Origin of the sequence: Plantactinospora sp. GCM10030261 (genome assembly GCF_042666615.1) — a bacterium.
Lineage (GTDB): Bacteria > Actinomycetota > Actinomycetes > Mycobacteriales > Micromonosporaceae > KBS50.
Map to the genome: position 1 here is coordinate 104,897 of NZ_JBHTDD010000009.1, position 24,666 is coordinate 129,562.

20 protein-coding genes are annotated in these 24,666 nt (G+C 71.4%); 5 read left to right on the plus strand and 15 right to left on the minus strand.

The window, feature by feature from the left end; translation table 11 throughout:
- Window positions 1-37: 37 nt before the first annotated feature.
- The 3 genes from ACFQUZ_RS13485 to ACFQUZ_RS13495 all read left to right on the plus strand — a co-directional run bounded on the left by ACFQUZ_RS13485 (window position 38) and on the right by ACFQUZ_RS13495 (window position 4,524).
- Window positions 38-1,042, plus strand: coding sequence for a hypothetical protein (locus ACFQUZ_RS13485; protein WP_377441816.1), 1,005 nt, complete (start codon window positions 38-40; stop codon window positions 1,040-1,042).
- Window positions 1,043-1,056: 14 nt separating this feature from the next.
- Window positions 1,057-3,333: a heavy metal translocating P-type ATPase gene (locus ACFQUZ_RS13490; RefSeq protein ID WP_377441818.1), complete on the plus strand. Its 2,277-nt coding sequence runs from the start codon at window positions 1,057-1,059 to the stop codon at window positions 3,331-3,333.
- 201 nt (window positions 3,334-3,534) lie between these two features.
- Window positions 3,535-4,524, plus strand: a complete 990-nt coding sequence (locus ACFQUZ_RS13495; RefSeq protein WP_377441819.1) for a polyprenyl synthetase family protein — start codon at window positions 3,535-3,537, stop codon at window positions 4,522-4,524.
- A 3-nt stretch (window positions 4,525-4,527) separates the two neighbouring features.
- Here the strand turns inward: ACFQUZ_RS13495 and ACFQUZ_RS13500 are convergent, their stop codons facing one another.
- The 6 genes from ACFQUZ_RS13500 to ACFQUZ_RS13525 form a co-directional block, all read right to left on the minus strand.
- Complete coding sequence (locus ACFQUZ_RS13500) at window positions 4,528-5,301, minus strand: hypothetical protein (RefSeq protein ID WP_377441821.1); 774 nt, start codon at window positions 5,299-5,301, stop codon at window positions 4,528-4,530.
- Window positions 5,302-5,321: 20 nt separating this feature from the next.
- Window positions 5,322-5,960: an RNA polymerase sigma factor gene (locus ACFQUZ_RS13505; RefSeq protein WP_377441823.1), complete on the minus strand. Its 639-nt coding sequence runs from the start codon at window positions 5,958-5,960 to the stop codon at window positions 5,322-5,324.
- Window positions 5,961-6,307: 347 nt separating this feature from the next.
- A complete protein-coding gene (locus tag ACFQUZ_RS13510) occupies window positions 6,308-6,718 on the minus strand; it encodes a hypothetical protein (protein WP_377441825.1) in 411 nt (136 codons plus the stop codon).
- 118 nt (window positions 6,719-6,836) lie between these two features.
- Complete coding sequence (locus ACFQUZ_RS13515) at window positions 6,837-8,090, minus strand: RNA polymerase sigma factor (protein WP_377441827.1); 1,254 nt, start codon at window positions 8,088-8,090, stop codon at window positions 6,837-6,839.
- On the minus strand, window positions 8,087-8,443 hold the full coding sequence (locus ACFQUZ_RS13520) for a YciI family protein (RefSeq protein WP_377442010.1): 357 nt from the start codon (window positions 8,441-8,443) through the stop codon (window positions 8,087-8,089). Before ACFQUZ_RS13520 ends, ACFQUZ_RS13515 begins: the two co-directional genes overlap by 4 nt.
- A gap of 139 nt (window positions 8,444-8,582) precedes the next feature.
- Window positions 8,583-9,779, minus strand: a complete 1,197-nt coding sequence (locus tag ACFQUZ_RS13525) for an MFS transporter (RefSeq protein ID WP_377441829.1) — start codon at window positions 9,777-9,779, stop codon at window positions 8,583-8,585.
- A 313-nt stretch (window positions 9,780-10,092) separates the two neighbouring features.
- On the opposite strand from ACFQUZ_RS13525, the gene ACFQUZ_RS13530 reads away from it, so the two are divergent.
- Window positions 10,093-11,310 carry a lycopene cyclase family protein gene (locus tag ACFQUZ_RS13530; RefSeq protein WP_377441831.1) on the plus strand — a complete coding sequence of 406 codons (1,218 nt, stop codon included), beginning with the start codon at window positions 10,093-10,095 and terminating at the stop codon, window positions 11,308-11,310.
- Window positions 11,311-11,351: 41 nt separating this feature from the next.
- On the plus strand, window positions 11,352-12,842 hold the full coding sequence (locus ACFQUZ_RS13535; protein ID WP_377441833.1) for a flavin-containing monooxygenase: 1,491 nt from the start codon (window positions 11,352-11,354) through the stop codon (window positions 12,840-12,842).
- A 10-nt stretch (window positions 12,843-12,852) separates the two neighbouring features.
- Here the strand turns inward: ACFQUZ_RS13535 and ACFQUZ_RS13540 are convergent, their stop codons facing one another.
- The 9 genes from ACFQUZ_RS13540 to ACFQUZ_RS13580 all read right to left on the minus strand — a co-directional run bounded on the left by ACFQUZ_RS13540 (window position 12,853) and on the right by ACFQUZ_RS13580 (window position 24,445).
- The gene (locus ACFQUZ_RS13540; protein ID WP_377441835.1) at window positions 12,853-13,086 is read right to left on the minus strand and encodes a zinc-ribbon domain-containing protein; all 234 of its coding nucleotides are present in this window, start codon (window positions 13,084-13,086) and stop codon (window positions 12,853-12,855) included.
- Between the two features lie 163 nt (window positions 13,087-13,249).
- Entirely contained in the window at window positions 13,250-14,236 is a 987-nt protein-coding gene (locus tag ACFQUZ_RS13545) for a sulfite exporter TauE/SafE family protein (protein ID WP_377441837.1), read from the minus strand.
- A 195-nt stretch (window positions 14,237-14,431) separates the two neighbouring features.
- Window positions 14,432-14,860 carry an ATP-binding protein gene (locus ACFQUZ_RS13550; RefSeq protein WP_377441839.1) on the minus strand — a complete coding sequence of 143 codons (429 nt, stop codon included), beginning with the start codon at window positions 14,858-14,860 and terminating at the stop codon, window positions 14,432-14,434.
- Between the two features lie 126 nt (window positions 14,861-14,986).
- Complete coding sequence (locus ACFQUZ_RS13555; protein ID WP_377441840.1) at window positions 14,987-17,875, minus strand: hypothetical protein; 2,889 nt, start codon at window positions 17,873-17,875, stop codon at window positions 14,987-14,989.
- An 8-nt stretch (window positions 17,876-17,883) separates the two neighbouring features.
- Entirely contained in the window at window positions 17,884-19,671 is a 1,788-nt protein-coding gene (locus ACFQUZ_RS13560; protein ID WP_377441842.1) for an HSP90 family protein, read from the minus strand.
- Between the two features lie 160 nt (window positions 19,672-19,831).
- Window positions 19,832-21,370, minus strand: a complete 1,539-nt coding sequence (locus ACFQUZ_RS13565; RefSeq protein ID WP_377441844.1) for a glucoamylase family protein — start codon at window positions 21,368-21,370, stop codon at window positions 19,832-19,834.
- A 10-nt stretch (window positions 21,371-21,380) separates the two neighbouring features.
- Window positions 21,381-22,211, minus strand: a complete 831-nt coding sequence (locus ACFQUZ_RS13570) for a carbohydrate ABC transporter permease (RefSeq protein WP_377441846.1) — start codon at window positions 22,209-22,211, stop codon at window positions 21,381-21,383.
- A gap of 10 nt (window positions 22,212-22,221) precedes the next feature.
- Complete coding sequence (locus tag ACFQUZ_RS13575; protein ID WP_377441848.1) at window positions 22,222-23,172, minus strand: carbohydrate ABC transporter permease; 951 nt, start codon at window positions 23,170-23,172, stop codon at window positions 22,222-22,224.
- Between the two features lies 1 nt (window position 23,173).
- Window positions 23,174-24,445, minus strand: coding sequence for a sugar ABC transporter substrate-binding protein (locus ACFQUZ_RS13580; protein ID WP_377441850.1), 1,272 nt, complete (start codon window positions 24,443-24,445; stop codon window positions 23,174-23,176).
- Window positions 24,446-24,666 lie beyond the last annotated feature (221 nt).

Genomic DNA, 24,666 nt, shown 5'->3' on the forward strand with positions numbered 1-24,666 from the left:
AGACGCCGCAGTTACCACGACGACCAGGGAGTCGGCGATGAACACGGCAACCAGACTGGGCGGATTCGCCCTCGGCCTCGTGGCGGTCTTCGCGGTCACCTACGGCGCCGGCCAGATCGCCGGGCCAGGCGGTGCCACCACCCCCGCCGCCGAGGCAGGCCATGACGCCGCCGGCGGTCACGACTCCGCCGGAGCGCATGGCGGTGACGGGCCAGAGGGTTCGTCCGGCGGACACCCGCCGGGCGGATTGCAGGTGTCCGACCGCGGCTACTCCCTCGTGCCGGTGAACTCCCCCGCCGGGGAGTTCGCCTTCCGGATCAACGGGGTGGACGGGCGGCCGATCACCGCGTACGACGTCGAACACGACAAGCGGATGCACCTGATCGCCGCCCGCCGGGACCTCTCCGGATTCCGGCACGTGCACCCCGAACTGGACCCGGACGGCACCTGGCGGGTGCCGACCCCGCTGAGCGCGCCGGGCAGTTGGCGGCTCTTCGCCGACTTCAAACCCACCGGCGCCGAGGCGCTGACCCTGGGCGTCGACGTCGCCGTCGGTGGAGCGTTCACGCCGGTGCCGCTGCCCGCTCCGGCAAGCAGCACGACCGTCGACGGCTACACCGTCACCATCGGGGGGACCCTGCGTCCGGGCGCGACAAGTCCCCTGACCCTGACCGTGAGCAGGGACGGAGAGCCGGTGACCGACCTCCAGCCGTACCTCGGGGCGTACGGGCACCTGGTGATGCTCCGCCAGGGTGACCTCGCCTACCTGCACGTCCATCCGGAGGGCTCGCCCGGCGACGGGCGCACCGCACCGGGGCCTGAGGTGCGCTTCGCGGCCGAGGTGCCGTCGACCGGCACGTACCGGCTCTACCTCGACTTCCAGCACGCCGGCGTGGTCCGTACCGCGGAATTCACGATGGTCGCCGGCCAACCCGCCGTCGGACCGGAGTCCATGGCACCCACCGCCGGCCCGGGTCCGGCCGGGACGCCCGTCGCGCCCACCCCTGACGACCACGGCACGCCCGGTCACCCGCACACCTGATCCCGGAGGCCGCGATGCCCACCACCGACCGACCCTTGCAGACCGCAACCAACCAGATCGAGCTGGCCATCGGCGGCATGACCTGTGCGTCCTGCGCGGCGCGGATCGAGAAGAAGCTGAACCGGCTGGACGGGGTGACCGCGACGGTCAACTACGCCACCGAGAAGGCCACCGTGCACTACCCGGAAGCGGTAAGCCCCGATGAGTTGATCGCGACGGTCGAGAAGACCGGCTACACCGCCGCGGTGCCGCCACCGCCCCGGCCCTCGGGAGCCGGACCGGACGAGGGCGCCTCGGCCGCCGACAACGAGCTGCGCGCGTCGCGTACCCGGTTGTGGGTTTCCGCGGTGCTCACCGTTCCGGTGATCGTCCTGGCCATGGTGCCCGCCTGGCAGTTCACCTACTGGCAGTGGTTGTCGCTCACCCTGGCCGCGCCGGTGGTGGCGTACGGCGGACTGCCGTTCCACCGGGCCGCGTGGACCAACCTGCGGCACGGTGCCGCGACCATGGACACGCTGGTGTCGGTCGGCACCCTGGCCGCGTTCGGGTGGTCGGTATGGGCGCTGTTCCTCGGCACCGCCGGCGTCCCGGGGATGAGTCACCCGTTCAGCCTGTCGATCTCCCGGGCCGATGGTGCCGGCAACATCTACCTGGAGGCGGCCGCCGGGGTGACCGTGTTCCTGCTGGCCGGCCGCTACTTCGAGGCGCGGTCCAAGCGGACCGCCGGAGCCGCCCTGCGTGCGCTGCTGGAACTGGGCGCCAAGGATGTCGCGGTGCTGCGCGACGGCGCCGAGACCCGGATCCCGGTGGACCAACTCGCGGTGGGGGACCGGTTCGTGGTCCGGCCGGGCGAGAAGATCGCCACCGACGGCGCGGTCGAGGAGGGTTCCTCGGCCGTGGACGCCAGCATGCTCACCGGCGAATCGGTGCCGGTCGAGGTGGGACCGGGTGACGTGGTGGTCGGAGCGACGGTGAACGCCGGCGGGCGGCTCGTGGTGCGCGCCACCCGGGTCGGCGCCGACACCCAGCTCGCCCAGATGGCCAAGCTGGTCGAGCAGGCGCAGAGCGGCAAGGCCGCCGTGCAGCGGCTGGCCGACCGGATCTCCGGGGTGTTCGTGCCGATCGTGATCGCGCTGGCGGCCGGGACGCTCGGCTGGTGGCTCGGCACCGGTGCGGGACCGACCGCCGCGTTCACCGCCGCCGTCGCCGTCCTGATCATCGCCTGCCCGTGCGCCCTGGGCCTGGCCACTCCCACGGCGTTGCTGGTCGGCACCGGCAGGGGCGCCCAACTCGGCATCCTGATCAAAGGACCGGAGACGCTGGAGTCCACCCGGACGGTGGACACCGTCGTGCTCGACAAGACCGGCACCGTCACCACCGGCCGGATGAGCCTTGTCGACGTGGTCACCGCCGACGGCGTCGACGAGACCGAGGCGATACAGCTGGCCGGCGCGCTGGAGGACGCCTCCGAGCACCCGATCGCGCGGGCGGTGGCAGCCGGGGCCGTCGACCGGGTCGGCACCCTGCCACCGGTCACCGGATTCGCGAACGTCGAGGGGCTCGGGGTGACCGGCACGGTGACCGACCGGGCGGTGGTGGTAGGCCGGCGGCGGCTGCTGGAGCAGCGAGGGCTCGCCATCCCGGCCGATGTTGAACAGGCGGTCACGGAGGCCGAAGCCGCCGGTCGTACGGCGGTCCTCGTCGGGTGGGGCGGGCGGGCCCGCGCCGTGCTGGTGGTCGCCGACACGGTGAAGCCGACCAGCCGGGCGGCGATCGCCGGGCTGCGTGGCCTGGGGCTGACGCCGGTGCTGCTCACCGGGGACAACGCCGCGGTGGCTCGGGCGGTCGCCGCCGAGGTTGGCATCGACGCCGACCGGGTGGTGGCGGAGGTGCTGCCGGCCGACAAGGTCGACGTGGTGAAGCGGTTGCAGACCGAGGGTCGGACGGTGGCGATGGTCGGTGACGGCGTGAACGACGCCGCCGCGCTGGCCCAGGCCGACCTGGGCCTGGCCATGGGCACCGGCACGGACGTCGCCATCGAGGCGTCCGACCTGACCCTGGTCCGGGGCGACCTGACGGCCGCCGTCGACGCGATTGCGCTGTCCCGCCGGACGCTGCGGATTATCAAGGGCAACATCTTCTGGGCGTTCGCGTACAACGTGGCGGCGCTGCCGTTGGCGGCGGCCGGGTTGCTCAACCCGATGATCGCCGGCGCCGCCATGGCGTTCTCGTCGGTGTTCGTGGTCGCCAACAGCCTCCGACTACGCCGCTTCGACCCCACCGCTCGTTGATCTAGGGCAGGTGGTCGTGATTGGAGATCAAATCACGACCACCTGCCCTAGATCGCGGGGATAGTGGGTGATCCCCGGGTTGGGGGAGTTGGTTCCCGCCGGGCGGGGAGGCCGGCCGGGCCGGCGTGAACCACCGTCAAAGGCGGCCCGGCCCGAAGACTCGGCGACCGGGCGGCCGGCTCAGAAAGGGCGGTGGTCGCGATGTGGGCCTTCACCGACGAGGCACTGACGGACTGGTTGAGCGGAGCGTTGGCGGAGGTGGAGCTGACCGCGCGATCAGCCGTACACGCGCCGGACGATCCACTCCTCACCGCGATCGCCAATCACCTGACCGTGGCCGGTGGCAAGCGGCTGCGGCCGGTGCTGGCCCTGCTCGCCGCCCAGTTCGGTGATCGGGACTCGACGCAGGTGATTCGCGCCGCCGCCGCGGTGGAACTCGTGCACACGGCGTCGCTCTACCACGACGACGTGATCGACGAGGCGACTGTCCGGCGCGGGGTGGCCAGCGTGAACGCCCGCTGGAGCAACCGGGTCGCCATCCTGGCCGGGGACTACCTGATCGCCAAGGCGGCCGAACTCTGCGTACCGATGGGTTCGACCGCGCTCGACGACCAGTCGCGGATCCTGACCCGGTTGGTGACCGGGCAACTCCGCGAGATTCTCGGCCCCCGACCCCAGGACGATCCGGAGGTGTACTACCTGAACGTCATCGCCGACAAGACTGCCGCGTTGTTCGCGCTGGCCGTGCGGCTCGGCGCCCGGGCGGCCGGCGCCCCGGCCGAGCTGACCGACCCGCTCGGCGGTTACGGCGAGGCGCTGGGGATGGCCTTCCAACTCACCGACGACGTCCTGGACGTGACGGCGTCGGTCGAGCGGTCCGGCAAATCGGCGGGCGCCGACCTGCGGCAGGGCGTGGCCACGCTGCCGCTGCTGCGGGTCAGCCGGGGCGGCGGTCGCACCGCCGTCCGGTTGCGGCGGCTGCTGGCCGCCGAAACCCTCGGTGCTCCCGGCCGGCGGGCCGCGGCGCGGCTGCTGCGGCACTCCGGCGCCATCGCGGAGTCCGTCGCCGAGGTGGAACGGTACGTCGACAAGGCGCGTTCGGCGCTCACCGCGCTGCCCACCGGTCCCGGCCGGACCGCCCTGGACGACATGTGCGACCTGGTGCTCGCCCGGAGCCGCGCGCTGGCGTGACGGTTATCCGTCCTCGTCCTCGTCATCCTCGGCTTGGGAGTTCCCGTCCGACCCGGCGGGCTTCTCCTTCTTGGCCTTTGGCGACTTCGACTCCTTGGACGGCTTCGCGCCCGGCGGTTTCGCTCCGGGCGGGCTGGATTCCGGTGACCCGGAGGCGATGCTCAGGCAGAACTCTTCCACCTCGGCCGGCCCGCCGGCCGCGTCCGTGAGGGGCTGGAAGGCCGGCGTCCGCAGCGCCTTGTCGCGGTCCTTCTTGTCCTTGGCCAGGTACGCGCTGCACAGCCCCGGCACCGAAGGATTGATCGAACCGCTGGACTGCCCCGGGGTCGGCGTGCTTCCACCCGGGCTCGCGGATCCGCTCCCGCCGGTGGTGCCCTCCGGACTGACGGAGCCGCCCGGCGTACGGCTGCCCACGGGAGGTGCCGGCGCCGGTGCGGTGCTGTTCGGCGAATCCGACCGGTAGTCGATGATCTGGTTGCCGGCCGCCACCGCGATACCGGCGGTCACCGCGAGGGCGCCAGCGGTGGCCCACAGGGTGGCTCCGGCCAGGGTGCGCCGGCGCTTGCGCGACGCGGCGGCGGTGACTCGCTGGGCAGCGCGGGCGGCCCGGAACGCGGCCAGCGCGGAGCCCTCACCGGTGAGTTCGTCCGGCCGCCCGGGTGCGGCAGCGGCGGCGAGCAACCGGGCAACGCCGTCCGCGTCGACCGCACCGGCCGGGTTGTCCAGCATCCGGTCGGCCGATTCCGGGTCGGGGCGCCGTGGTCGGCGAAATCTCATCTCGTCCCTCTCGCGCCGGTTCACTGCGGCGCTGGTGGCTGGCTGGGTCGCAGCCCGCCGGGCGGCGTTCGGCCGGCCAGCGGCTCGGTCGGTCGCCCGGTGTCCCGGACCGGACGACCTTCCTCGTTCTGATCAAGCAGCTGGGCGAGTCGGCGTAGTCCCCGGTGAGCTGCGGTGCGGATGGCCCCGGCCCGCCGGCCGAGCACCTGACCGGCGCTCTCCGCGTCCAGCCCCAGCACCGTGCGGAGCAGCACCGCCTCCGCCTCCTTCCGGGGTAGTGCGGCGATCAGCGCCAGCGCGCTGTCCGTACCGATCTCCTCGGTGGCTCGTTCCGCGGTGTCATCTGCGCCCGGCAGTTCGACAAGTGTGTCGACCGGCACCGCCACCGCCGGACGGCGCCGACGGTGCCGGATGTGGTCCAGCGCCCGGTGCCGCGCGATCGTCGCCGCCCAGGCCCGGAAGCCGTCTCCGCCGTCGAAGGTGGCCAGGTCGCGGGTGATCTGTAGCCAGGTCTCCGAGGCCACGTCCTCCGCGTCCGCGCCGACCAGGACCGTCAGATACCGCAGCAGTCCTGGTTGCACGGTCCGGTAGACGAGCCGGAAAGCGTCCTCGTCCCCGTCCTGCGCCGCCCGGACCGCCGCCGCGAGGTCAGCGGTCACGGCCGTCGACACTTGTCGTCCGCCGGCGATCCAACCGATTGCCGCGGGCGATCACCCACTTCATGCCCACCTGTCGCATCTCGAGGTGCACCCGCCAACTCTCCGTCGCCTCCACCAGCCGATCGAGGCTAGGCGGTGGGTCGACCTAACGACAAGAGAAGTGGTCGCGGGCCCGGTTTGTCGCACCGATCTGCGTGGAACCTCCTCGATGTGCGGGCCGGTCATACCCGGAGACGACCGGAGCGTTTTCGGTGACCGGGCGAGGCGACCCTGAGAGCACCCGCCCGGTCGAGGACCGACCCCCTAGGCGGTCCCTGCTACTCCATGCGCCCCGGCGGCTCCGAATGTCACGCGGGTCGGTGGTGGGTGGCGTACTCCTGCGGCCGGAGCAGCATGGCGGCGGCCATCAGCGGCAACATCAGCAGGTGCCCGAGCAGGTGGACCACCGCGCCGTCCAGCAGTCCGATCCAGAGTGGCGGAAACAACGCGAGGAACGGGACGTACATCGCCGCCGACATCTGCCCGATGGCGATCCAGCTGTGCCGGCGGTAGATCATCCAGGTGGCCATTCCGATGCTCATCGTGGTGGCCATCACCAGGGCGGACAGGTCCGGGCGGTCGAACGTGGCGGTCCAGCCGAGCCGGTCGACCACGACCGACCAGGCCGGGACGAGCAGCAGCATCCCGACCGCCATCGCGATCACCATCTCGATGTAGTGCCGTACGAATGCGCGGACGCTCGTGGGTTTCTTCAGCATGCCGCCAGCGTCGGTCGGACCGGCTCCCGGCGGTCCCGTGCGGATGTCACCTTCCCGCCGGGAGTTCCGCACCGTCGGCCCAGGCCCGCCGGGTGTTCCGCACGGTCGTCCGGGCCCGTCACCGCGAGAGCAGGCGGGCCGCCCGTCCGGTCAGGTAGCGCTGTTCCGGCAGGCTTGTGGTCCGGCGGGCGGCTTCCTGGTACGCCGTCCTGGCGCCGGCGTCGTCGCCGGCCAGCTCCAGCAGGTGGGCGCGTACGGCAGCGAGGCGATGGTGTCCGGCCATCCGCTCGTCGGACTCCACATCGCGGAGCCGGGCGAGGCCGGCGTCCGGCCCGTCGACCATCGCGACCGCGACGGCCTCGTTGAGGGTGACCATGGGGCTCGGGGCGAGCCGCGACCACAACCGGTACAGGGCCACGATCTGTGGCCAGTCGGTCTCCTCGGCCCGGTCCGCCTCGGCGTGCACCGCCGCGATGGCCGCCTGGAGTTGGTAGGGCCCGGGCGGTGACCACGTGAGCGCCTCGGTGATCAAAGCGGTCCCCTCCGCGATGGCGGCCCGGTCCCAGCGGCTGCGGTCCTGCTCGGCCAGGGGGATCAACTCGCCGGCCGGTCCGGTGCGCGCGGCGCGGTGCGCGTCGGTGAGCAGCATCAGCGCGAGCAGCCCCGCCACCTCGCCGTCGTCGGGTAGCAGGCCGTGCAGCATCCGGGTGAGGCGGATCGCCTCCGCGGTCAGGTCGGCGCGGTGCAGATGCGGGCCGCTGGTGGCGGTGTACCCCTCGTTGAAGATCAGATAGAGCACCTGCAGCACGGCCTGGATGCGCTTGTCGCGTTCCTCGGGGCCGGGCATCGCGAACCGCGCCCCGGACGCCTGGATGCGGTTCTTGCCCCGGCGGATGCGTTGCGTCATGGTCGGCTCGGGAACCAGGAAGGCTCGGGCGATCTCGGCGGTGGTCAACCCTCCGACGGCCCGTAGCGTCAGGGCCACCTGGGCGGGTTTCGACAGGGCCGGATGACAACAGAGGAACAACAGCTTCAGGGTGTCGTCGCCGGTTGTACCCGGGGGCTCGTCACCCGGGGCAGGCACCACGCCGGTGTGCTCCGGCTCCCGGACCGCCACCGCGGTCTCCCGATCGCGGCGCGCGCGTTCGCTGCGCCACTCGTCGGTCAACCGCCGGCTCGCGACGGTGAGCAGCCAACCGCTCGGATTGTTCGGTACGCCCTGGTCGGGCCATTGCACCGCGGCGGCGAGCAGTGCCTCCTGCACGGCGTCCTCGCAGGCGTCGAACTGGCCGTGCCGGCGGACGAGGGTCCCGAGGACCCGCGGCGCGAGCGTGCGCAGCAGGTCCTCGGCATCCCGCGGAAGCGGTGTCACATCTCGGTCCCGCCGTCACCCATCACGGCGCGCACCTCCACGGCACCGCCCAACCGGACGTCGGGCCAGCGGGCGGCGATCTCGACCGCCCGGTCGATGCTCTCGCAGTCCACGAGCGCGTACCCGGCGAACTGCTCCTTGCTCTCCAGGAAGGGGCCGTCGACGATGTCCGGTCGGTCGGCCGGCTGGCGGACCGTACGGCCGGTGGACGGGTCCGCCAAGCCCATCCCGCCGACCCATTCGCCCGATTCGGTGAGTTCCTTCATGATCGTATCGACCTCACCGAAGAGTTCGGTGCGCTCCTGTTCGGTCAGTTCCTCGGCGAAGCCGGGGCGGTTGTAGATCAAGAGCATGTACTTCACGGTGTCTCCCTCTCGGCGCCGGCCATCCGCGTACCGGATGGTCTCGTTACAGGGTCGGAGCCGGCACGGCGATACCGACATCCTGCCTCGGGCGGTGGCGGAGACGGGCGGTGACGCGGTCCGGATGGGGTCAACCGTTCGCCGGCCGCCCGCCCGCCGGTGCGAGCTGGTGCCGGCGGGCGCGCAGCAACACCGCCGCGCCGAGGACGAGCAGCGGTGCCGGCAGGAAGCCGGCGAGCACCACGCCGGTGCCGTCCTGTACCGCTCCGTCCAAGGCGGAGCCGGCCGCGCTGCCCAGCGCGAAGGCGGTGGCCACCCAGGCGAACGACTCGGCGGCCGTTCCCGGGGGTGCGACCCGGTCGGCGAGCAGGAACACCCCGGTAAGTGCCGGCGGCAGCGCCAGGCCACTGATCGCCAGGCATCCGGCCATCGCCAGCGGTGGTGGCAACAGCAGCAACGGCAGATGCCCGGCGGCCAGCACCAGGACCATGATTTCGAGACCGCGTTGCGGGTCGGCCGGCGGGCGGCGGGCGGAGGCGATGCCGCCGACCAGCGCACCGGTCGCCTGGGCGGCGAGCAGCCAGCCCGCCCAGCTCGGCACGCCCTCGGCCTCGGCGTACCCGGCGGTGGCGACCGTTGTCGCCCCGACAGCCGCCCCTACCAGCAGGGTGGCTGCCAGCAGGATTCGTAGCCGGGCCGCCCGCAGCGGCCCGGCCCAGTGACGGGCCGCGGGTGTCCCGGACCATCCGCGTACGACTGGTGCGGTGGCGAACGCCACCGCGCCGGCGACCTGGATGGCGGCGATGGCCACCAGCGCCCACGCCGTGTCGAGCATGGCGATGGCCGCCACGGTGATGATGGGTCCGATGATGAAAATCAGCTCTTGGGCGGTGACGTCCAGGGTGTACGCGGCGTGCAGCAGTCGATCGGCCACGAGGTCCTTCCACAGCACCCGCAGGAACGCCTCGAACGGTGGTGCGCCCAGCCCGGCGGCGGCGGCGGCGAGCACCGCGTACACCGGATCCGGTCGGATCGCGGTGAGCGCGAAGCCGGCGGTGGACAGGGTGACCGCCGTCCAGATCACCGGTGGTTGGCGCCACCGGTCGGCCATCCGGGCCAGCATCGGCTGGCCGACCGCCAGCCCCGCGCTGTACGCGCCGACCAGCAACCCGGCCGTCGAGATGGTCATCGTTTCGCGGGCGAACAGCAGCAGCGCGAGTGGCGCCGAGCCGAGCGGGATGCGTCCCACCAGGTTGGCGAGCAGCACCCAGGGCACCTGCGGAGCGCGCAGGACGGCGCGGACCGGCGAGCGCGGTCCAATAGACAATTCGGACATGGTGGATCGCTCCCGAACAGGACGAGGGGGACAGGTGGCGGGCAGGAGCCGGTCTGTCAGGGAGCGAAATCAGAGCGTTCGTGATCGTTGCCGTAGAGCGGCAGGTGCGGCATCACCCATTGGGCGTAGGCGGCAGCCACGGCTTCCAACGGGATCACGACGGTCAGAATAGCAGCGCTGAGAAGCGCTTTCTGCCGCTGACGTCCTGCGGCTGGAGAGCCATACTCGCTACGGCCGGTGCGAGTCGTCGGGACGACCGGGGATGCGGGCCGAGCCAGAATCCCGGATGTGACAGCGTGTAGGGATGAGCAGCGCAGCCCCGCTCGACGTCGACCTCGCCCTGGTGGGCGGGGGTGGTGCCGCCTCCCTCCTGCTGGCCGCGCTGGATCGGCATGGCGTACGGGACCTGCGGATCGCCGTGGTCGATCCGGTGCACCGCCGCGGACAGGACCGCACCTGGGCGTTCTGGGGACCACCGGGCGGTGACCTGGAGCCGATGCTCAGCGCCAGGTGGGACCGGGTGGAGGTGATCGGCCGGTCCGGGCCACGGGTCCTCGAACTCGCCCCCCTGCGGTACGCGATGCTCCGCTCCGGGCCGGTCTACGAGCGGGCCGCCGAGGCCGAGCGGCGGCTCGGCGTCACCCGGATCGTCTCCCCGGTCGGTGCCCTCGACGACGACGGGCACCGGGTCCTGGTGCGCGGCGCGGACAACACGCCGCTGGTACGCGCCTCCTGGGCGCTGGACTCCCGCCCCCGCCGGCCGGACCGGCCCGGCCGGACCAACTGGCTCCAGCACTTCCGGGGCTGGTGGGTGGCGGCGGACGCGCCGATGTTCGACCCGGACCGGGCGGTGCTTATGGACTTCCGCACCCCGCAACCGGCCCGCGGCCTGTCGTTCGGCTACGTCCTGCCGGTCGACAGCCGGTACGCGCTCATCGAGTACACCGAGTTCTCGGCCCGGCCGCTGGCGGACGGCGAGTACGACGCGGCGCTTGGCGCGTACCGGGATCTGCTGGGGCTCGACCCAGCGGGGTTTACGGTCCGAGAGGTGGAGAACGGCGTGATCCCGATGACCGACGGACCGTTCCGCCGCCGGCCGTCGCCGCGCGTGGTCCGGCTCGGCACGGCGGGTGGCGCTACCCGGCCGTCCACCGGCTTCACCTTCGCGGCGATGCACCGGCAGGCCGACCAGGTTGCGCGTTCCCTGGCCGCCGGTGGGCCACCGGTCCCGGCGCCCGCCTATCCCCGCCGCCACCTGTGGATGGATGCCGTGGCGCTGCGGGCCCTCGACCGGGGCCTGGTCGACGGGCCGGGGTTCTTCGAGCGGCTGTTCGACCGCAACCCGGCCGAGCGGGTGCTGCGGTTCCTCGACGGTGCCACGACGCCTGCCGAGGACCTGGCCGTGATGAGTTCGACCCGGCTGGTGCCGATGGCCACCGCGGCGGCGGGAGACACGCTCGGCCGGCTCCGCGCGACCCGGACGGTGCCACCTCCGGGTGCGGGTGACCGGCCGCCGGGGTGATGATGGCAGGGCCGGTCCGCCCCCTCCGATCGGAGCATCCCATGGTTGCCGAGCACGTCGACGTGCTGATCGTCGGCGCCGGCCTGTCCGGCGTCGGCGCCGCCTGCCACCTCAGACGGGACTGCCCGGACCGGACGGTCGCGATCCTGGAGGCCCGGGACGCCATCGGCGGGACCTGGGACCTGTTCCGTTACCCCGGCATCCGCTCGGACTCGGACATGTTCACCCTCGGCTACTCGTTCAAGCCGTGGACCGACCCGTTGGCCATCGCCGACGGCGACTCGATCCGCGACTACGTGCGCGAGACGGCCCGGGAGTACGGCGTCGAAGACCGGATCCGGTTCGGGCACCGGGTGGAGGCCGCCGAGTGGTCCAGCGTGGCGGCCCGCTGGACGGTCCGGGCACGGCGCGTCGACACCACCGAGACGGTGGAGCTGACCTGTTCGTTCCTCTTCGTCTGCGCCGGCTACTACCGGTACGACCAGGGTTACACGCCGCCGCTGCCGGGGATCGACCGGTACGCCGGACAGCTCGTGCATCCCCAGCACTGGCCCGCGGACCTGGACTGGACCGGCAGGCGGGTGGTGGTGATCGGCAGCGGCGCGACCGCCGTGACGCTGGTGCCGGCGATGGCCGACCGCGCCGCCCACGTCACCATGCTGCAACGCTCGCCCACGTACGTCATCTCCCTGCCCGCCCGCGACGCGCTGGCCGACGCGCTGCGACGGTGGCTGCCGGCCCGGGTCGCGTACCAGGTGGTGCGGTGGAAGAACGTCCTGCTCGGCGCCGCCAGCTACCGGCTCACCCGGCGGGCGCCCGGCCTGGCCAGGTGGTTCCTGCGTCGGGGCGTGGCGGGTCGGTTGCCGGCGGGCTACGACGTCGATCGGCACTTCTCGCCCCGTTACAACCCGTGGGACCAGCGGATCTGCGTCGCTCCGGATGGCGACCTGTTCGGCGCCGTCGCCAGTGGCCGCGCGTCGGTGGTGACCGACCGGGTCGACACGTTCACCGAGACCGGCATCCGGCTCGCGTCCGGCGTGGACCTCGCGGCCGACGTGGTGGTCACCGCCACCGGGCTGAACCTGTTGGCGCTGGGCGGCATGACGGTGACCGTGGACGGCATCTCGGTGGACCTCGGTCGGACCGTCGCCTACAAGGGGATGATGCTTTCCGGCGTGCCGAACTTCGCGATGACGATCGGCTACACCAACGCGTCCTGGACGTTGAAGGCCGACCTGGTGGCCCGGTACGTCTGCCGGCTGCTGCGCCACCTGGACCGGACCGGGCGGCAGATCTGCACCCCGTTGGCGCCGCCGGACGGCGCGCGGGAGCCGCTCATCGGTCTGACCTCCGGGTATGTGTTGCGCAGCGTCGACGCGCTGCCGAAGCAGGGCGCGCGGGCGCCGTGGCGGCTGCGTCAGAACTACCCCCGGGACCTGCTGACGATGCGGTACGCGCGGCTGACCGACGAGGGTATCCGGTTCTCCCGTGCCGTGCCGACGACCGAGCTGGCCGACACCCCGGTGCGCTGACCCGCGCGGATCAGCCGACCGGCAGGCTGTGCGCCTCGCTCTTGGAGATGCCGTACTGCGCGGCGCAGAACGTGCACTGCTGCGTGTACCGCGTCCGGATCGGGATGAGCGGGACGAAGAACAGGCTGAACCTCGTGGCCCGGCGGTCGATGACCTGGGCGGCCTGGTTGCCGCAGTTGCGGCAGACCCGGTTGACGACGCCGAGCCGGCTGACCTTGGTGCGTAGTCCGAAGATGAGGAACATCCCTGGGTAGTACCCCGACGCGAGGCGATGAACGCGGGTTGGTGGCGCCGGTGGTGCGCCACACCCGGCGTACCGCTGACTGTGGTTTCCGCACCCGGTGCCCTGCGGTCCGGCCTCGGGAGTCGGACGGCGTACCCCATGTCCGTCGGTGACGGGAGGGCGGTCAGTCCCGCGGGTCGGAAGGCGGCGGCTCGGTGCCCTCGGCGCCGTCGGACCGCCCGGGACTGGCGGGCTGGCCGACGAGGGCCGGCTGGTCGTCGGTCGGCGATCCGGCCGGAACCGGCCGGCTGGCGGCACGGTGCTGGCGGATCGAGTACGCCAGCGCCGCCGCCCAGACGAGGTAGATGACGGCATAGGCGGTGTAGCGGGTGGCGTCGGGCGCGTCGATCCAGTCGCTGCGCAGCAACGTTCGCACGTTCGTGAGGATGATGACGCCGCCGACGGCCGAGCCGAGGACCCGTGGCGGGATGTGCCGGACCAACCAGGCGGCGATCGGTGCGGCGATCACGCCACCGATCAGCAGCGCGGCGACCCAGGCGAAGTCGATGTTCTCGGAGCCGAGCCCGACGAGGAAGCCGATGCTCGCGGCGACGGCGACCAGGAACTCGCTGGTGTCGATGGAGCCGATGACCTTACGAGGTTCGAGGCGTCCGCTGGCCAGGATGGCGGGGGTGCCGACCGGGCCCCAGCCGCCGCCACCGGTCGAGTCGACGAAGCCCGCCACCAGGCCGAGTGGGGCGAGGAAGCGTTTGCGGAGCGGCTTGTGGAGCCGGTCGGTGGGCAGGCCGAACGTGGTGAAGCGGACGAGGATGTAGAGGCCAAGGGCGAGCAGGATGAGCGACATTACCGGCGCGGCGATGTCGGTGGAGAGACTGGCCAGGAAGGTCGCGCCGGCGAACGCACCGATCGCGCCCGGGATGCCGATCTTCGCGACGACCCGCCAGTTGACGTTCCCGAAGCGCCAGTGGGCGGTACCGGAGGCGAGCGTGGTGCCGATCTCGGCGAGGTGGACGGTCGCCGACGCGGCGGCCGGGTTGGTGCCGATGGCCAGCAGCAATGTGGTGGAGGTGACGCCGTAGGCCATGCCCAGGCTGCCGTCCACGAGTTGGGCGCCGAGGCCCACCAGGGCCAGGAGTAGGAGCTTGCGCATGGCTTTCCCTTCCAGGAGGGCTGGCGTCCGCGGTGACGCCGTCCATCGGTATCCCTATCTAGTCGATAGGAATTCTCGGTTGGATGGTCCCGGAAGGGCAACGATCGGTTCACCTGGTGGGATGCGGGCGACGTAATCAACACTGCGCGGCCTGGCGGGCCTGGCGATACGGCCGTCTTGGCTGCTCCGGCCCGGTCAGCGGCGCGGGAACGAGGCCCAGATGTTCTTGGTGTGCTCGGTCGCGTACCAGCCGACATCGAGCGAGAACGACTGGGCCAGTTGCAGCCCTCGACCGCCGGCGCCGAGCGGTCGGGTGTCCGCGAGTTCCGGTACGGACGTCAGGTCGTGGTCCGCGACCACAAGATAGAAATGGTCGTCGTCGGCGAGGAGGCGCACGATCGTCGGTGGGATCCCGTGCCGCAGCGCGTTTGTCGCCAGCTCCGATGCGACAAGCGCCACCAACTCGGGAATCTCGTCGAGCCGCTCACCGGCCAGCAGCTCTTCACCGGTCAACGCCTCGTGCAGTCCCGCCCGGAGACCACGCAGCTCGGTCGCCGTGTCCAACGTCCAGCGGCGTAGCTCATCAGCCCTGGGTGGGGGCGGCGAGGTACGGAGAGGTGCCATGATCTGTGTTTACCCTGAGTAGCGGCTCACCAATCCGCCCCGCCGATCTAGGGCAGATGGTCGTGATTGGAGATCCTTTCACGACCATCTGCCCTAGATCGGCGGGGTTACGCGGGCGGGGCGGGGTTACTCGTCGGAGAGGCCGTGTTCCTGGCGGAGGGCCCGCGCCTCGGCCGAGCGTTCCAGCAGGTCCAAGGCGTGGGCCAGCAGCGCGGCCGCCCGGGCCGCCGGCGGACTGCCGGTGGGCAGCCCGCCGAGCACCGTACGCAGCAGCCGTTCCGCCTCGACCGGTTGTCCCCGTCGCAGCAGCAGCTCCCCGACGAGCAGTTCGGCATTCGCCGCCTCGCCGAACGCCTCGATCGACCGTAACCGGTCCGGCACCCCGGCGAGCCGGTCCAGTGCGTCCCCTTCCCGCCCGTCGCCGGCCAGGATGCGGGCCCCGGTGTCGGCCACCATCGCCAGCTCGTAGGTGAGCATCGGTGGCTCGTCCGGTTGCCCGGCGAGCGCCGCCGCCGACGTGTCCATCGCCTCGACGCCAGCCACCGCCCCCGGCAGGTCACCCGACCAGTACCGGGCCGAAGTCTCCCGGCGGCGCGCCCGCATTTCCTCGACGGGCAGGTCGGCCAACCGGTAGGCGGTCGCCGCCGCGGCGAATCGCTGGACCGCCAACGCGTCGCGGTCGGCGTCGTAAAGGATGCCGCCGGCCTCCTCCAGCACCTGAGCCCGGTGCGGCAGGTTGTCCGGCCCGTCGAGGTTGTCGGCGAGCTGGTCCAGCAGGGCGAGTGCCGGCTCGGTGGCGCCGAGACCCTCGTAGATGCCGGCCAGCAGGTGTCGGCACCGGTCCGCCTCGGCCTGGGCGCCGAGCCGGTCCAGACCGATGATTGCCTCCTCGGCCACCTCGGCGGCCTCGCCGAGCCGACCGGCCAACCGGTAGGCGTTCGCCAGTTCCCAGCGCAGGAAGGCATCACCCTCCTGGCCCTGCTCCACGCAGAGCGTCACCGCCTCGACGAGGTCGTCGACCGCCTCCTCGGGCCGACCCGCGGCCAGCAGCGCCCGGCCCCGGGCCACCCGTACCGGCAACTGAGCCGACGGCAGCGCGACGCCGGCCGCCTCGTCACAGGCGTCCACCGCCTCCTCCGGGTCGTCGGTCGCCCGCGAGCAGGCGAGGCACGCCGCGGTCAGCACGTCGTCCAGCCCCAGCTCCCGGCCACGCCGGCGGGCGTCGGTGGCCGACTCCCGGAACTCCGCCGGCCGGTCTGCCAGTTGCTCGAGAATCGCGGTGCGGTGCAGGGCAACCCGGGCCGCGAGGTACGGGTCGACCTCCGCCTCGGTGGCCGCCCGGTCCACCTCGATCAGCGCCTCCGGCCAGTGCCCGATGTGCATCAAGGCGATGGCCAGGCGGTCGTGACCAGCGGCCCGTTGCCGTACGTCGCCGTGCTGGTCGAGGTAGGCGGCCGACTCCCGGGCCAGCGCCAGCCCTTCCTCGGCGCCATCGGACGCCATGCACAGCAGCACACCCAGCCGCCCGGCCACCACCTGGGCGTGGACGGGATCCGGCAGGTCCTGGAACGCCGCCAGCGCGGCCCGGCCGGCGGCCAGCGCCGCCGACCGGTCCTCCCCGTCGGCGCGTTGGGCGCACCGCAGCTCCAGGCGGCGGGCCGCCGTCCGTGGCGGGACCTCGACGTCCGCGAACTTCTCGTCGTACGCGGCAAGCGCGGCGGCAAACGCCTCCTCCCGATGCGTACGCCAGCACTCGTCGGCGAGGTCGAGCAGGTCGTCGGCGGTGGCGTCGGCGGGGATCTCCACCGGCTCCCGCCGCTTCGCGTGATCCGGGCCGGCCTGCGCCGCTTGCCCGGTGCCGGTCGGCGGCGCGTGATCCGGGCCGGCCTGCGCCGGCCGGCGGCCCGACCGGCGGAGGCTGGCCGAGAGCGGTAGGTGCGTGCCGGTGGGCGTCACCGCGAGCCGGCGGGCGATCCACTCCGACTGGTGCGTGGTGCCGTTCCGTTCGTCGAATCGGGCGGCCAGGGCGGTCGCCGTGTCGGCCAGTTCGCTGGCGAGCACCGCCGCCGGGATCTCGCCGGCCGGCCGGTCACCGGATGCTCGCCGGTACACGGTGATGTCGGCACCCGCCTGGCGTAGCGCCGCCGACGAGGTGGCCGCGAAGTGCATCGCGGACGCCGGGGACGGGGCCCGGTCGAGCCAGTCCAGGTGCCGCTCGACGATCTCCACGGCTCGCGCCCCGTTCCCGGTCAGGGTGCAGAACTCGACGTGGTCGCCGATGTCCCACAGGTCCGCGAGGTTGCCCCGCACCCGCCGGTACGCCTCCCGGTGCGCGTCGCGGGCGGCGTCCAGCCGGCCGGTACGCAGGTACGGCAGCAGCAGTGCGGTGAGGATCGCCTGCGGCTGCTCGTTGCAGGTGAGCCGACCGGCGAGGACCGGCTCGGCCAACGCCACCGCCTCCTCGTCCCGGCCTGCCTCGGCGAGGCTCCTGACCTGGGTGGTGGGGTCGCAGCCGGCGCAGTCGGACAGCTCGTCGCGCGGGGTGGTCAGCCACCGCCGGTACCACTCGGCCGCGTTGTCACGCTCGCCCACGTGGTCGGCGACCAGGTAGCGGTGCTTGTAAACGGCCTGGAGGCTGTGCCCTCCCGCGCGGTACCGCTGCTCCATGTCGTCCAGCACCGCGTACGTGCGGTCCAACGGTACCTCGGGAAACGTCAACATCGCGTTGACCATGTGTTTGAAGAACCACAGCAGATAGTGGGTGTAGCGCTCGTGATAGGGCTGCGGATCCCGGTCGAACTCGGCGAGGCACCAGGAGAAGGTCACGAAGGACTTGGCCGGCTCGCCCCCGTAGCCGTACCCGGTGGTCGCCTCCATGCGGACGGCGAACGCCAACTCCCGGTCCTCGCTGGCGTCGGCGCGGCGGATCAGTTGTTCCAGCGCGGCGATCTGGCCCGCGCCGTACGGCATGTTGCTGACCTCGCGCAGCGTTCGCCACAGGTCCTCATCGCTCATGAAGGAGGTTACTCCCGTTCCGGTACGGCCCGGCCGAGCAGGCCGAGGAAGGAACTGTTCAACAGGGCGGCGTCGGCCGCCCGGATCGGATGGTGCCCGAGCAGCAGTGCCTGCCCGTACAGGGCCTCGACAGCGAGCCCGACCAGCTGCGGGTCGCCGAGCGTGGTGATCCGGCGGACCAGCGGGTTGCGGTGGTTGAGCACCAGTTGCGGGCGGTCCGGCGGAGCGGACGCGGCCAGCGCGTCGAGCACCCCGCCCCACACCTCGTCCGCGCGGTCGCGGGTTGCCGCGAGCTGGTCGTTGAATGCCGCGGTACGGCTGATCAGGTAGAGCGCCGGCAGGGAGACCGGGTCGTACGCCCGGATCACCACCTCGCAGCCGAGCCGCTCCAACGCTCGCTGCGCATTGGCGAGGAACGGGCGCAACGCCAGCTCGACCTGCGGATCGAGATGCTCGAACCGGGTGGTCAGGTCGCTCGGTTCCAGCCGTTCGATAAGGACCGAACGGTCCACCATGGGCAGCCGCTCGATCAGTTCGGTGTCGTACGTGTAGCCGGCGTTGACCACCGGCAGGTCCTGCGCGGCGGCCACCGCGGCGAGCTGGCGGAACTCGTCCAGGCTGGCGGCGTAGCGGATCAGGCCGTGTCGCTGCCGGAACTCGGCAAGCGTCACGGTGCCGACGTTGGTGTCCATCGGCCACCACTTGTCGACCAGCCGGAGCATCTCGTCGTCGTGCAGGGCGAGCGCCTTGACCCCGAGGTGATGCACCCTGAGGAAGTCACCGAGCTGGCGCGGCTGATGCTTGGCGAGCCGGACCAGCCACCCGCGGATCTGGTCGCCCAGCGCCTCCCGCGTGCTGGTAAGCAGGTTGTCCTCGTACAACGCCTCCCGACTCGCGGTGGGCCGCAACTCGCTGGCGTCCACCACGCAGTGCGCGAAGAACGCCCAGTCCGGCAGCAGGCCGTCGGCGTGCTCGGTGAGCAGCATGCGCTTGAGATAGACCCGGTGTCCGGCCCGCGCCGCCGGATTCACCGCCGTCGGCAGGATGAAGGCAGCCCCGGTGAGGCCGGCCTCCGGTACCGACAGCGGCACCACGTCGAACGGATCGAAGCCGAGCATTTCGCGGGCGTACGCGGTCAGGGCCGGCCGGTCCACCGGCGCACCGGGCGTGGTGGGCCAGGGCGGCGGGCCGGCGGTGGTCGGCACGTCGCCGACCCGGACGGTGACCGGCAGCAGCGAGCCGAACAACCGGGCCAGATCGGTGACCGTCGGGGTGGTGAACCACTGGTCGGCGTCCCGGCGCGGCAGCAGCATCACGGTGGTGCCGGTGGCGGTGCGGCCCTCGCCCGGTGGGGCCGGTTCCACCGCGTACCGGCCGTCGGCGTACCCGGTCCAGCGCACCGTCGGCTCGTCGCCGTGCCGGGTCAGCACCCGGATCTCGTCGGCGACGAGGAAGCAGGAGAGCAGGCCGATGCCGAACTGGCCGAGGAACTCGTGCCGGGAGAAGCCCAGCTCGTCCCGCTTCGAGCTGCGGCCGATGGTGGCCAGCAGCTCGTGCACCTGCGCCTCGGTGAGGCCGATGCCGGTGTCGTGCACCCGCAGCGTGCCGTCGCCGGTCAACTCGGGTGGCTCGATCCGGATCAGCGCGGGGGCGTCCGGGTCGGTCGCCCGGCGGGCCGTTATCGCGTCCACCGCGTTCTGCAGCAGCTCCCGGACGTACACCCGCGGGCTGCCGTACAGGTGATGACTGAGCAGGTCGACCACGCCTCGGAGATCGACCTGGAAGGTGCGGTCCACGCTGGCCTGCTTCCCCCGGATCCGGCTTACCGGCGCTCCACCGTACCGGCGATCCCCAATCCCCGCGCCCCCGTCCCCCTCCCCGTCGATCTAGTAGGGCAGATGGTCGTGATTGGATCTCCAATCACGACCATCTGCCCTGGATCGACGGGAAATGGGGTCAGCGCGCGGGGAGGTAGAACTCCTCCATGCGCATCAGCGGGGCGACCCGGCGCACCATGTCACCGGTGCTGAACGGCTCGCGCAGCACGTCGTGGGCGAGCGCGTTGCCGAGCGCTGCCATGATCATGCCCTGGTCCAGGGACAGGTAGCGCTCGGACGCCTGCCCGGTCGACACGTTTATCGCGTCGTAGAAGCCGCCCGGCCCGTACGCGTCGAAGTCGCGCCGCAGGTTCGCCAGGTTCCGCAGCGCCTCGTCCTCGGCGTACCGCAGCGCCAGGAACGACGCGTGCGGCGTGACCACGCCCTGCCCGTACTCGGTGGGCAGCGGCTGCGCCGGCCGGCACTCACCGTATCCGTAGTCGACGCCTGTGCGTTCCTGGTCGGAGGTGTACCCGGCGGCGTCCATCCCGATCGCGTCCACGCCGTACTCCCGGTAGCCGCCGGCGGGGTTGTTCGACGGCGAGAAACCCCAGTAGCCGTAACCCGCCTCGCGCATGCCGTGTTCGATCTGCGCCTGGACGTACGTCGGATGGTTGCGCGCCCAGCTCCGCTTGCCCCACTTGTCCTCGGGGACGAACAGCGGGACCATCAGCGCCTCGAACATCGACCCGCCCCAGGTGGGCACCAACTGCATGCCGCGGTAGCGGTACGCGCCCTCGAAGGTGCGTACCCCCAGGTAGGTCCGCCACTCGCCGACCGCGCGCTGCTCCGACCACGCCCAGTCGCAGCCTTCCGGAGCGAAGGTGCGGAAGGTCCCGAAGTAGTGCTCGGGTGGGATCTGGCCGGCGGCGATGCCGAGATAGCTGGCGATCCGCGGCTCGGTGTTGAAAGCACCGTAGTGGTGGCAGGTGTAGTAGACCTCCGCGCCGCCCCGGTAGTTGCCGGGGGTGGAACAACCCGGCGGTGCCGCCACCCAGAAGCCACCGCGGATCTGCCGCTCGGCCGGGTTGTAGTAGTAGCCGAAGTCCATCCGGCGCAGCAGCGCGTCGGCCGGTCGGGCCAGCTCCGGCACCTGGTCCTTGACGATCACCAGCGCGGTGGCCAGCCAGCCGTTGTCCACGCTGGACAGGAACGGGTGAACAGGGCTGCCGTCGACCGGCCAGGTGGTGAGCTTGGCGCCGGTGGCCGGGTCGTACCAGTTGTAGTACATGCCCGATGGCTTGTGGATTTCGAGGCGAGCCAGCGTGTCCAGGGTGCGGGAGACGCGGGCACGGGCCTCACCGGCCGGGATGAGCCGGAGTTCCCGGGCCACCACGGTGCTCCACAGGTACGAGCCCACGTTTGTCGGCGAGGTGTACGCCGACCGGTCCGCCGGGTCGAGGTCACCGCCGATGTTGTCGGCGACCAGGCCGGTGCGCGGGTCGACCATGGCGGTGAACGAACGCCAGGTGTCGGCGGCGTACTGGCGCAGTACGGTCCGCCGGTCGGCGGCGGAGGCCGGATCAGCGCCGGGTGCCGCCGCCGCGACTGTGCTGGAACTGACGAGCAGGCCGACACACGCGACTGTCGCGACGGTCAGCCGGGGGATGGATCGCATTGCGGGCTCCTCACTTGAGGCCGGTCATGGCGATGCCCTTGACGAAATGCCGCTGCAAAAGCACGAAGACGACCAGGATCGGCACGATGATCACGACCGAGCCGGCCATCAACAGCCCGTAGCGGGTGTTGTTCTCCCCGATGGCGTAGAGCGCCAGCGCCACGGGAAGGGTGTACCTGTCCTCGGACTGCGCGACGACAAGCGGCCAGAGGAAGTTGTTCCAGGAGGAGAGGAACGTCAGGATGCCGAGGGTGGCCAGGGCCGGGCCGCACAGCGGCAGGATGACCCGGCTGAAGATGCGGAACTCGCCCGCGCCGTCCACCCGGGCCGCGTGGATGAGGTCGTCCGGCAGGCCCAGAATGAACTGACGCATCAGGAACACGCCGAACGGGCTGGCCAGCCAGGGCAGGATGAGCCCGGGATAGCTGTTCACCATGCCGAGCTGGCTGACCAGCATGAACAGTGGAACGAAGGTGACCATGCCGGGCACCATCAGCATCCCGAGGACGAGGCCGAACACCAGCCGGTTGCCGGGAAACCGGAGTTTGGCCAGCGCATACCCGAGCATCGAACAGAAGACCAGGTTGCCGAGGGTGATGACGGTGGCCACCACGACGCTGTTGAAGAAGAACATCGGGAAGTCGAGCTGGGTGAACAACTGGCGGTAGTTGTCCAGCGTCGGCGATTCCGGCAACCACGTCGGCGGGACCTGGCGGATCTCGGCGTTGGGCTTGACCGAGCCGAGCAGCATCCAGACGAACGGGCCGACCAGCACCACGAGTCCGCCGGTGAGGACCACGTACACCCAGACGTGGCCGCGGTCACCCGGTGTCGTCTTCACGGTAGCCCCTTCACGTCTTCGACCGGAGCAGCCGGAACTGCACCAGGGTGAACAGGAGAATGGCGGCGAACAGTACATAGCTGATGGCAGCGGCGTAGCTGTAGTTGCCGAAACCGAACTGGTTGTACGTGTAGAAGGCCACGGACAACGTGCTGTCCAGCGGCCCGCCCTTCGTCATCACGAACGGCTCCTCGAAGAACTGGAGGTAACCGATTCCGGTGATGACGCCGCCGAAGAGCAGGGTGGGTCGCATAAGCGGCAACGTGACGTGCCGGAAGCGGGACCACGCGCCGCTGCCGTCGATGGCCGCCGCCTCGTACAGGTCACCGGGGATGGCCTGCAAGCCGGCCAGGAAGATGACCATGAGGAAGCCCAGGTTGCGCCAGGCCGCCATGACGATGAGCGAGGGCATCGCGGTGTCCGGATCGCCCAACCAGACGGGCCCGTCGATGCCGACGTAGCCGAGCACCGTGTTGACGATCCCGGTCTCCGGCTCCAGCAGGAACCGCCAGACCACCGCGACGGCGACGATGCTTGTCACCACCGGTAGGTAGTAGCCGACCCGGAAGAACGTCCGGAACTTCGAGATGCCGGCGTCCAGACCGACGGCCGCCGCGAGCCCGAGGGCCATCGTGAGCGGTACGCCGACCACCACGAAGTACGCGGTGTTGATGGCGGTCTGCCGGAACGTGTCATCACCGAACAGCCGGGCGTAGTTGTCCAGGCCGACCAGGTTGACCCCCAGCGGGTTGCGAAGGTCGGCGCTACGCAGGTCGGTGAAGCTCATGGCGAACGACGCCAACACCGGCCCCACCATGAACACCGCAAAGATGATCAGGAATGGGAGCGCGAGGCCCCAACCCGCGATGCCTTCGCGGCGTACCCCGCGCGGCCGTCGCGGCCGTCGCGGGGCCCGGTTGCCGCCGGTACGCGCGGAGGGTTGCGCGGTGGCGGTCGCCATCTCAGTTCCCGGTGCCGATGGACGTCGCCTTGGACTGCATTTCCTTGGCGGCGGTCGCGGGATCGGCGACTCCGCGGACCACCTTCTCGATGGCGCCGTCGATGATGTCGGCGATCTGCTCCCAGGTGGCCATGGCCGGCGGTGACTTCGCGTCCTTGAGCTGTTCGCCGAAGGCAGCCAGGAGCGGGTCGCTGGCCAGCTTGCCGGACTGCCAGGTCTCGGTCACCGCGGGCAGGCTGCCGACCAGGTCGTACAGCTTCTGTTGGGCGGCCGGGGTGGTGAGGAACTGGACGAACTTCCAGGCCGTGTCACGGTTCTTGGTGTCTTTGTAGACCACGAGGTCGGAGCCGCCGATGAACGACGTGCCGGCCTGTTCCTTCGGCATCTGGGCGACGTCCCACTTGCCCTCGATGGCGGCACCACCCTGCTCGCGCAGGATGCCCATGTGCCACGGGCCGGACACGAACGCGCCGACCTCGCCCCTGATGAAGCCCGACTCCTGGAAACCTGGTGCGACCTGAGCGGGCGAGAGGCCCTGCTTGAAGAAGGAGGCGTAGTATTCCAGCGCCTTCCGCATCTCCGGGGTGTCCAGGGTGAACTCGTCGTCCCGCATGATGTCGGCGCCGGCCTGCCAGGCGAACGGCATGAACGACTGCCAGGTGCCGGGCCCGCCCGGTTGGAGAGTGATACCCCATTTGGCACCGCCCTTGTCCTTCATGGCGGTGGCGAACTCGGTGAGTTCCTGCCAGTTGGTCGGCTTCTGCACACCGGCCGTGGCGGCGACGTCCTTCCGATGGAAGATCAGGCGGGTTTCGACATACCACGGGACGCCGTAGGCGGTGTCGTCGACGACCGCGGTGTTCCACGCGCCCTCGAAGAAGGTGCTCTTGTCGAACAGGCCGGTCGGCACGGGATCGAAGGCGCCGGCCTTGGCGAACTCGCCCATCCAGGTCGACCCCATCATGCTCACGTCCGGGGTCTGTCGACCGGCGATAGACGTGGCGATCTTGTCGTGCGCCGCGTCGAACGGGAACGACGTCACCTTGACCTTCGCCTCAGGGTTCTCCTTGGTGAAGTCGTCGGCCAGCGCGTTCAGCTTCTCGCCCTCGGCGCCCATGGCCCAGACGGTGATCTCACCCGTCGCCTTGCCTTGCGAGATCTCCTCGCCGGCCGGCTGGTCGCCACCCCCGGAGCCGTTCTCGTCCCGGCCGCACCCGGTCAACGCGACCGCGAGCACCGCCACGACCGCGATCGTGGATCTCCATCGTTTCATGGGCCCTCCTCGATGTAATCGGACGCGCCGTGGGGGCGGGTCGGCGCCTGCCGAGCTGCCTTCCTGAAACCGGTTACAGACTGCACCATATCGAGGCCGGTAGCAACGGGAGCCACCCATCGAACTGCCTGGGAACGTGTGCGAACGCCGAGGCCGAGCGCCTCCGGACGTCGAGCGGACGGTCAGCGGACGGCATGCGCGGTCAACACCGGGATGTCGCC

Excerpts from the sequence above, each read along its gene's own strand:
- ACFQUZ_RS13500 (WP_377441821.1), bottom strand. The coding sequence starts at position 5,301 with ATGAGATTTCGCCGACCACGGCGCCCCGACCCGGAATCGGCCGACCGG.
- ACFQUZ_RS13530 (WP_377441831.1), top strand. The coding sequence starts at position 10,093 with ATGAGCAGCGCAGCCCCGCTCGACGTCGACCTCGCCCTGGTGGGCGGG.
- ACFQUZ_RS13495 (WP_377441819.1), top strand. The coding sequence starts at position 3,535 with ATGTGGGCCTTCACCGACGAGGCACTGACGGACTGGTTGAGCGGAGCG.
- ACFQUZ_RS13550 (WP_377441839.1), bottom strand. The coding sequence starts at position 14,860 with ATGGCACCTCTCCGTACCTCGCCGCCCCCACCCAGGGCTGATGAGCTA.
- ACFQUZ_RS13540 (WP_377441835.1), bottom strand. The coding sequence starts at position 13,086 with ATGTTCCTCATCTTCGGACTACGCACCAAGGTCAGCCGGCTCGGCGTC.
- ACFQUZ_RS13580 (WP_377441850.1), bottom strand. The coding sequence starts at position 24,445 with ATGAAACGATGGAGATCCACGATCGCGGTCGTGGCGGTGCTCGCGGTC.
- ACFQUZ_RS13510 (WP_377441825.1), bottom strand. The coding sequence starts at position 6,718 with ATGCTGAAGAAACCCACGAGCGTCCGCGCATTCGTACGGCACTACATC.
- ACFQUZ_RS13520 (WP_377442010.1), bottom strand. The coding sequence starts at position 8,443 with ATGCTCTTGATCTACAACCGCCCCGGCTTCGCCGAGGAACTGACCGAA.
- ACFQUZ_RS13535 (WP_377441833.1), top strand. The coding sequence starts at position 11,352 with ATGGTTGCCGAGCACGTCGACGTGCTGATCGTCGGCGCCGGCCTGTCC.
- ACFQUZ_RS13490 (WP_377441818.1), top strand. The coding sequence starts at position 1,057 with ATGCCCACCACCGACCGACCCTTGCAGACCGCAACCAACCAGATCGAG.
- ACFQUZ_RS13575 (WP_377441848.1), bottom strand. The coding sequence starts at position 23,172 with ATGGCGACCGCCACCGCGCAACCCTCCGCGCGTACCGGCGGCAACCGG.
- ACFQUZ_RS13485 (WP_377441816.1), top strand. The coding sequence starts at position 38 with ATGAACACGGCAACCAGACTGGGCGGATTCGCCCTCGGCCTCGTGGCG.
- ACFQUZ_RS13555 (WP_377441840.1), bottom strand. The coding sequence starts at position 17,875 with ATGAGCGATGAGGACCTGTGGCGAACGCTGCGCGAGGTCAGCAACATG.
- ACFQUZ_RS13565 (WP_377441844.1), bottom strand. The coding sequence starts at position 21,370 with ATGCGATCCATCCCCCGGCTGACCGTCGCGACAGTCGCGTGTGTCGGC.
- ACFQUZ_RS13545 (WP_377441837.1), bottom strand. The coding sequence starts at position 14,236 with ATGCGCAAGCTCCTACTCCTGGCCCTGGTGGGCCTCGGCGCCCAACTC.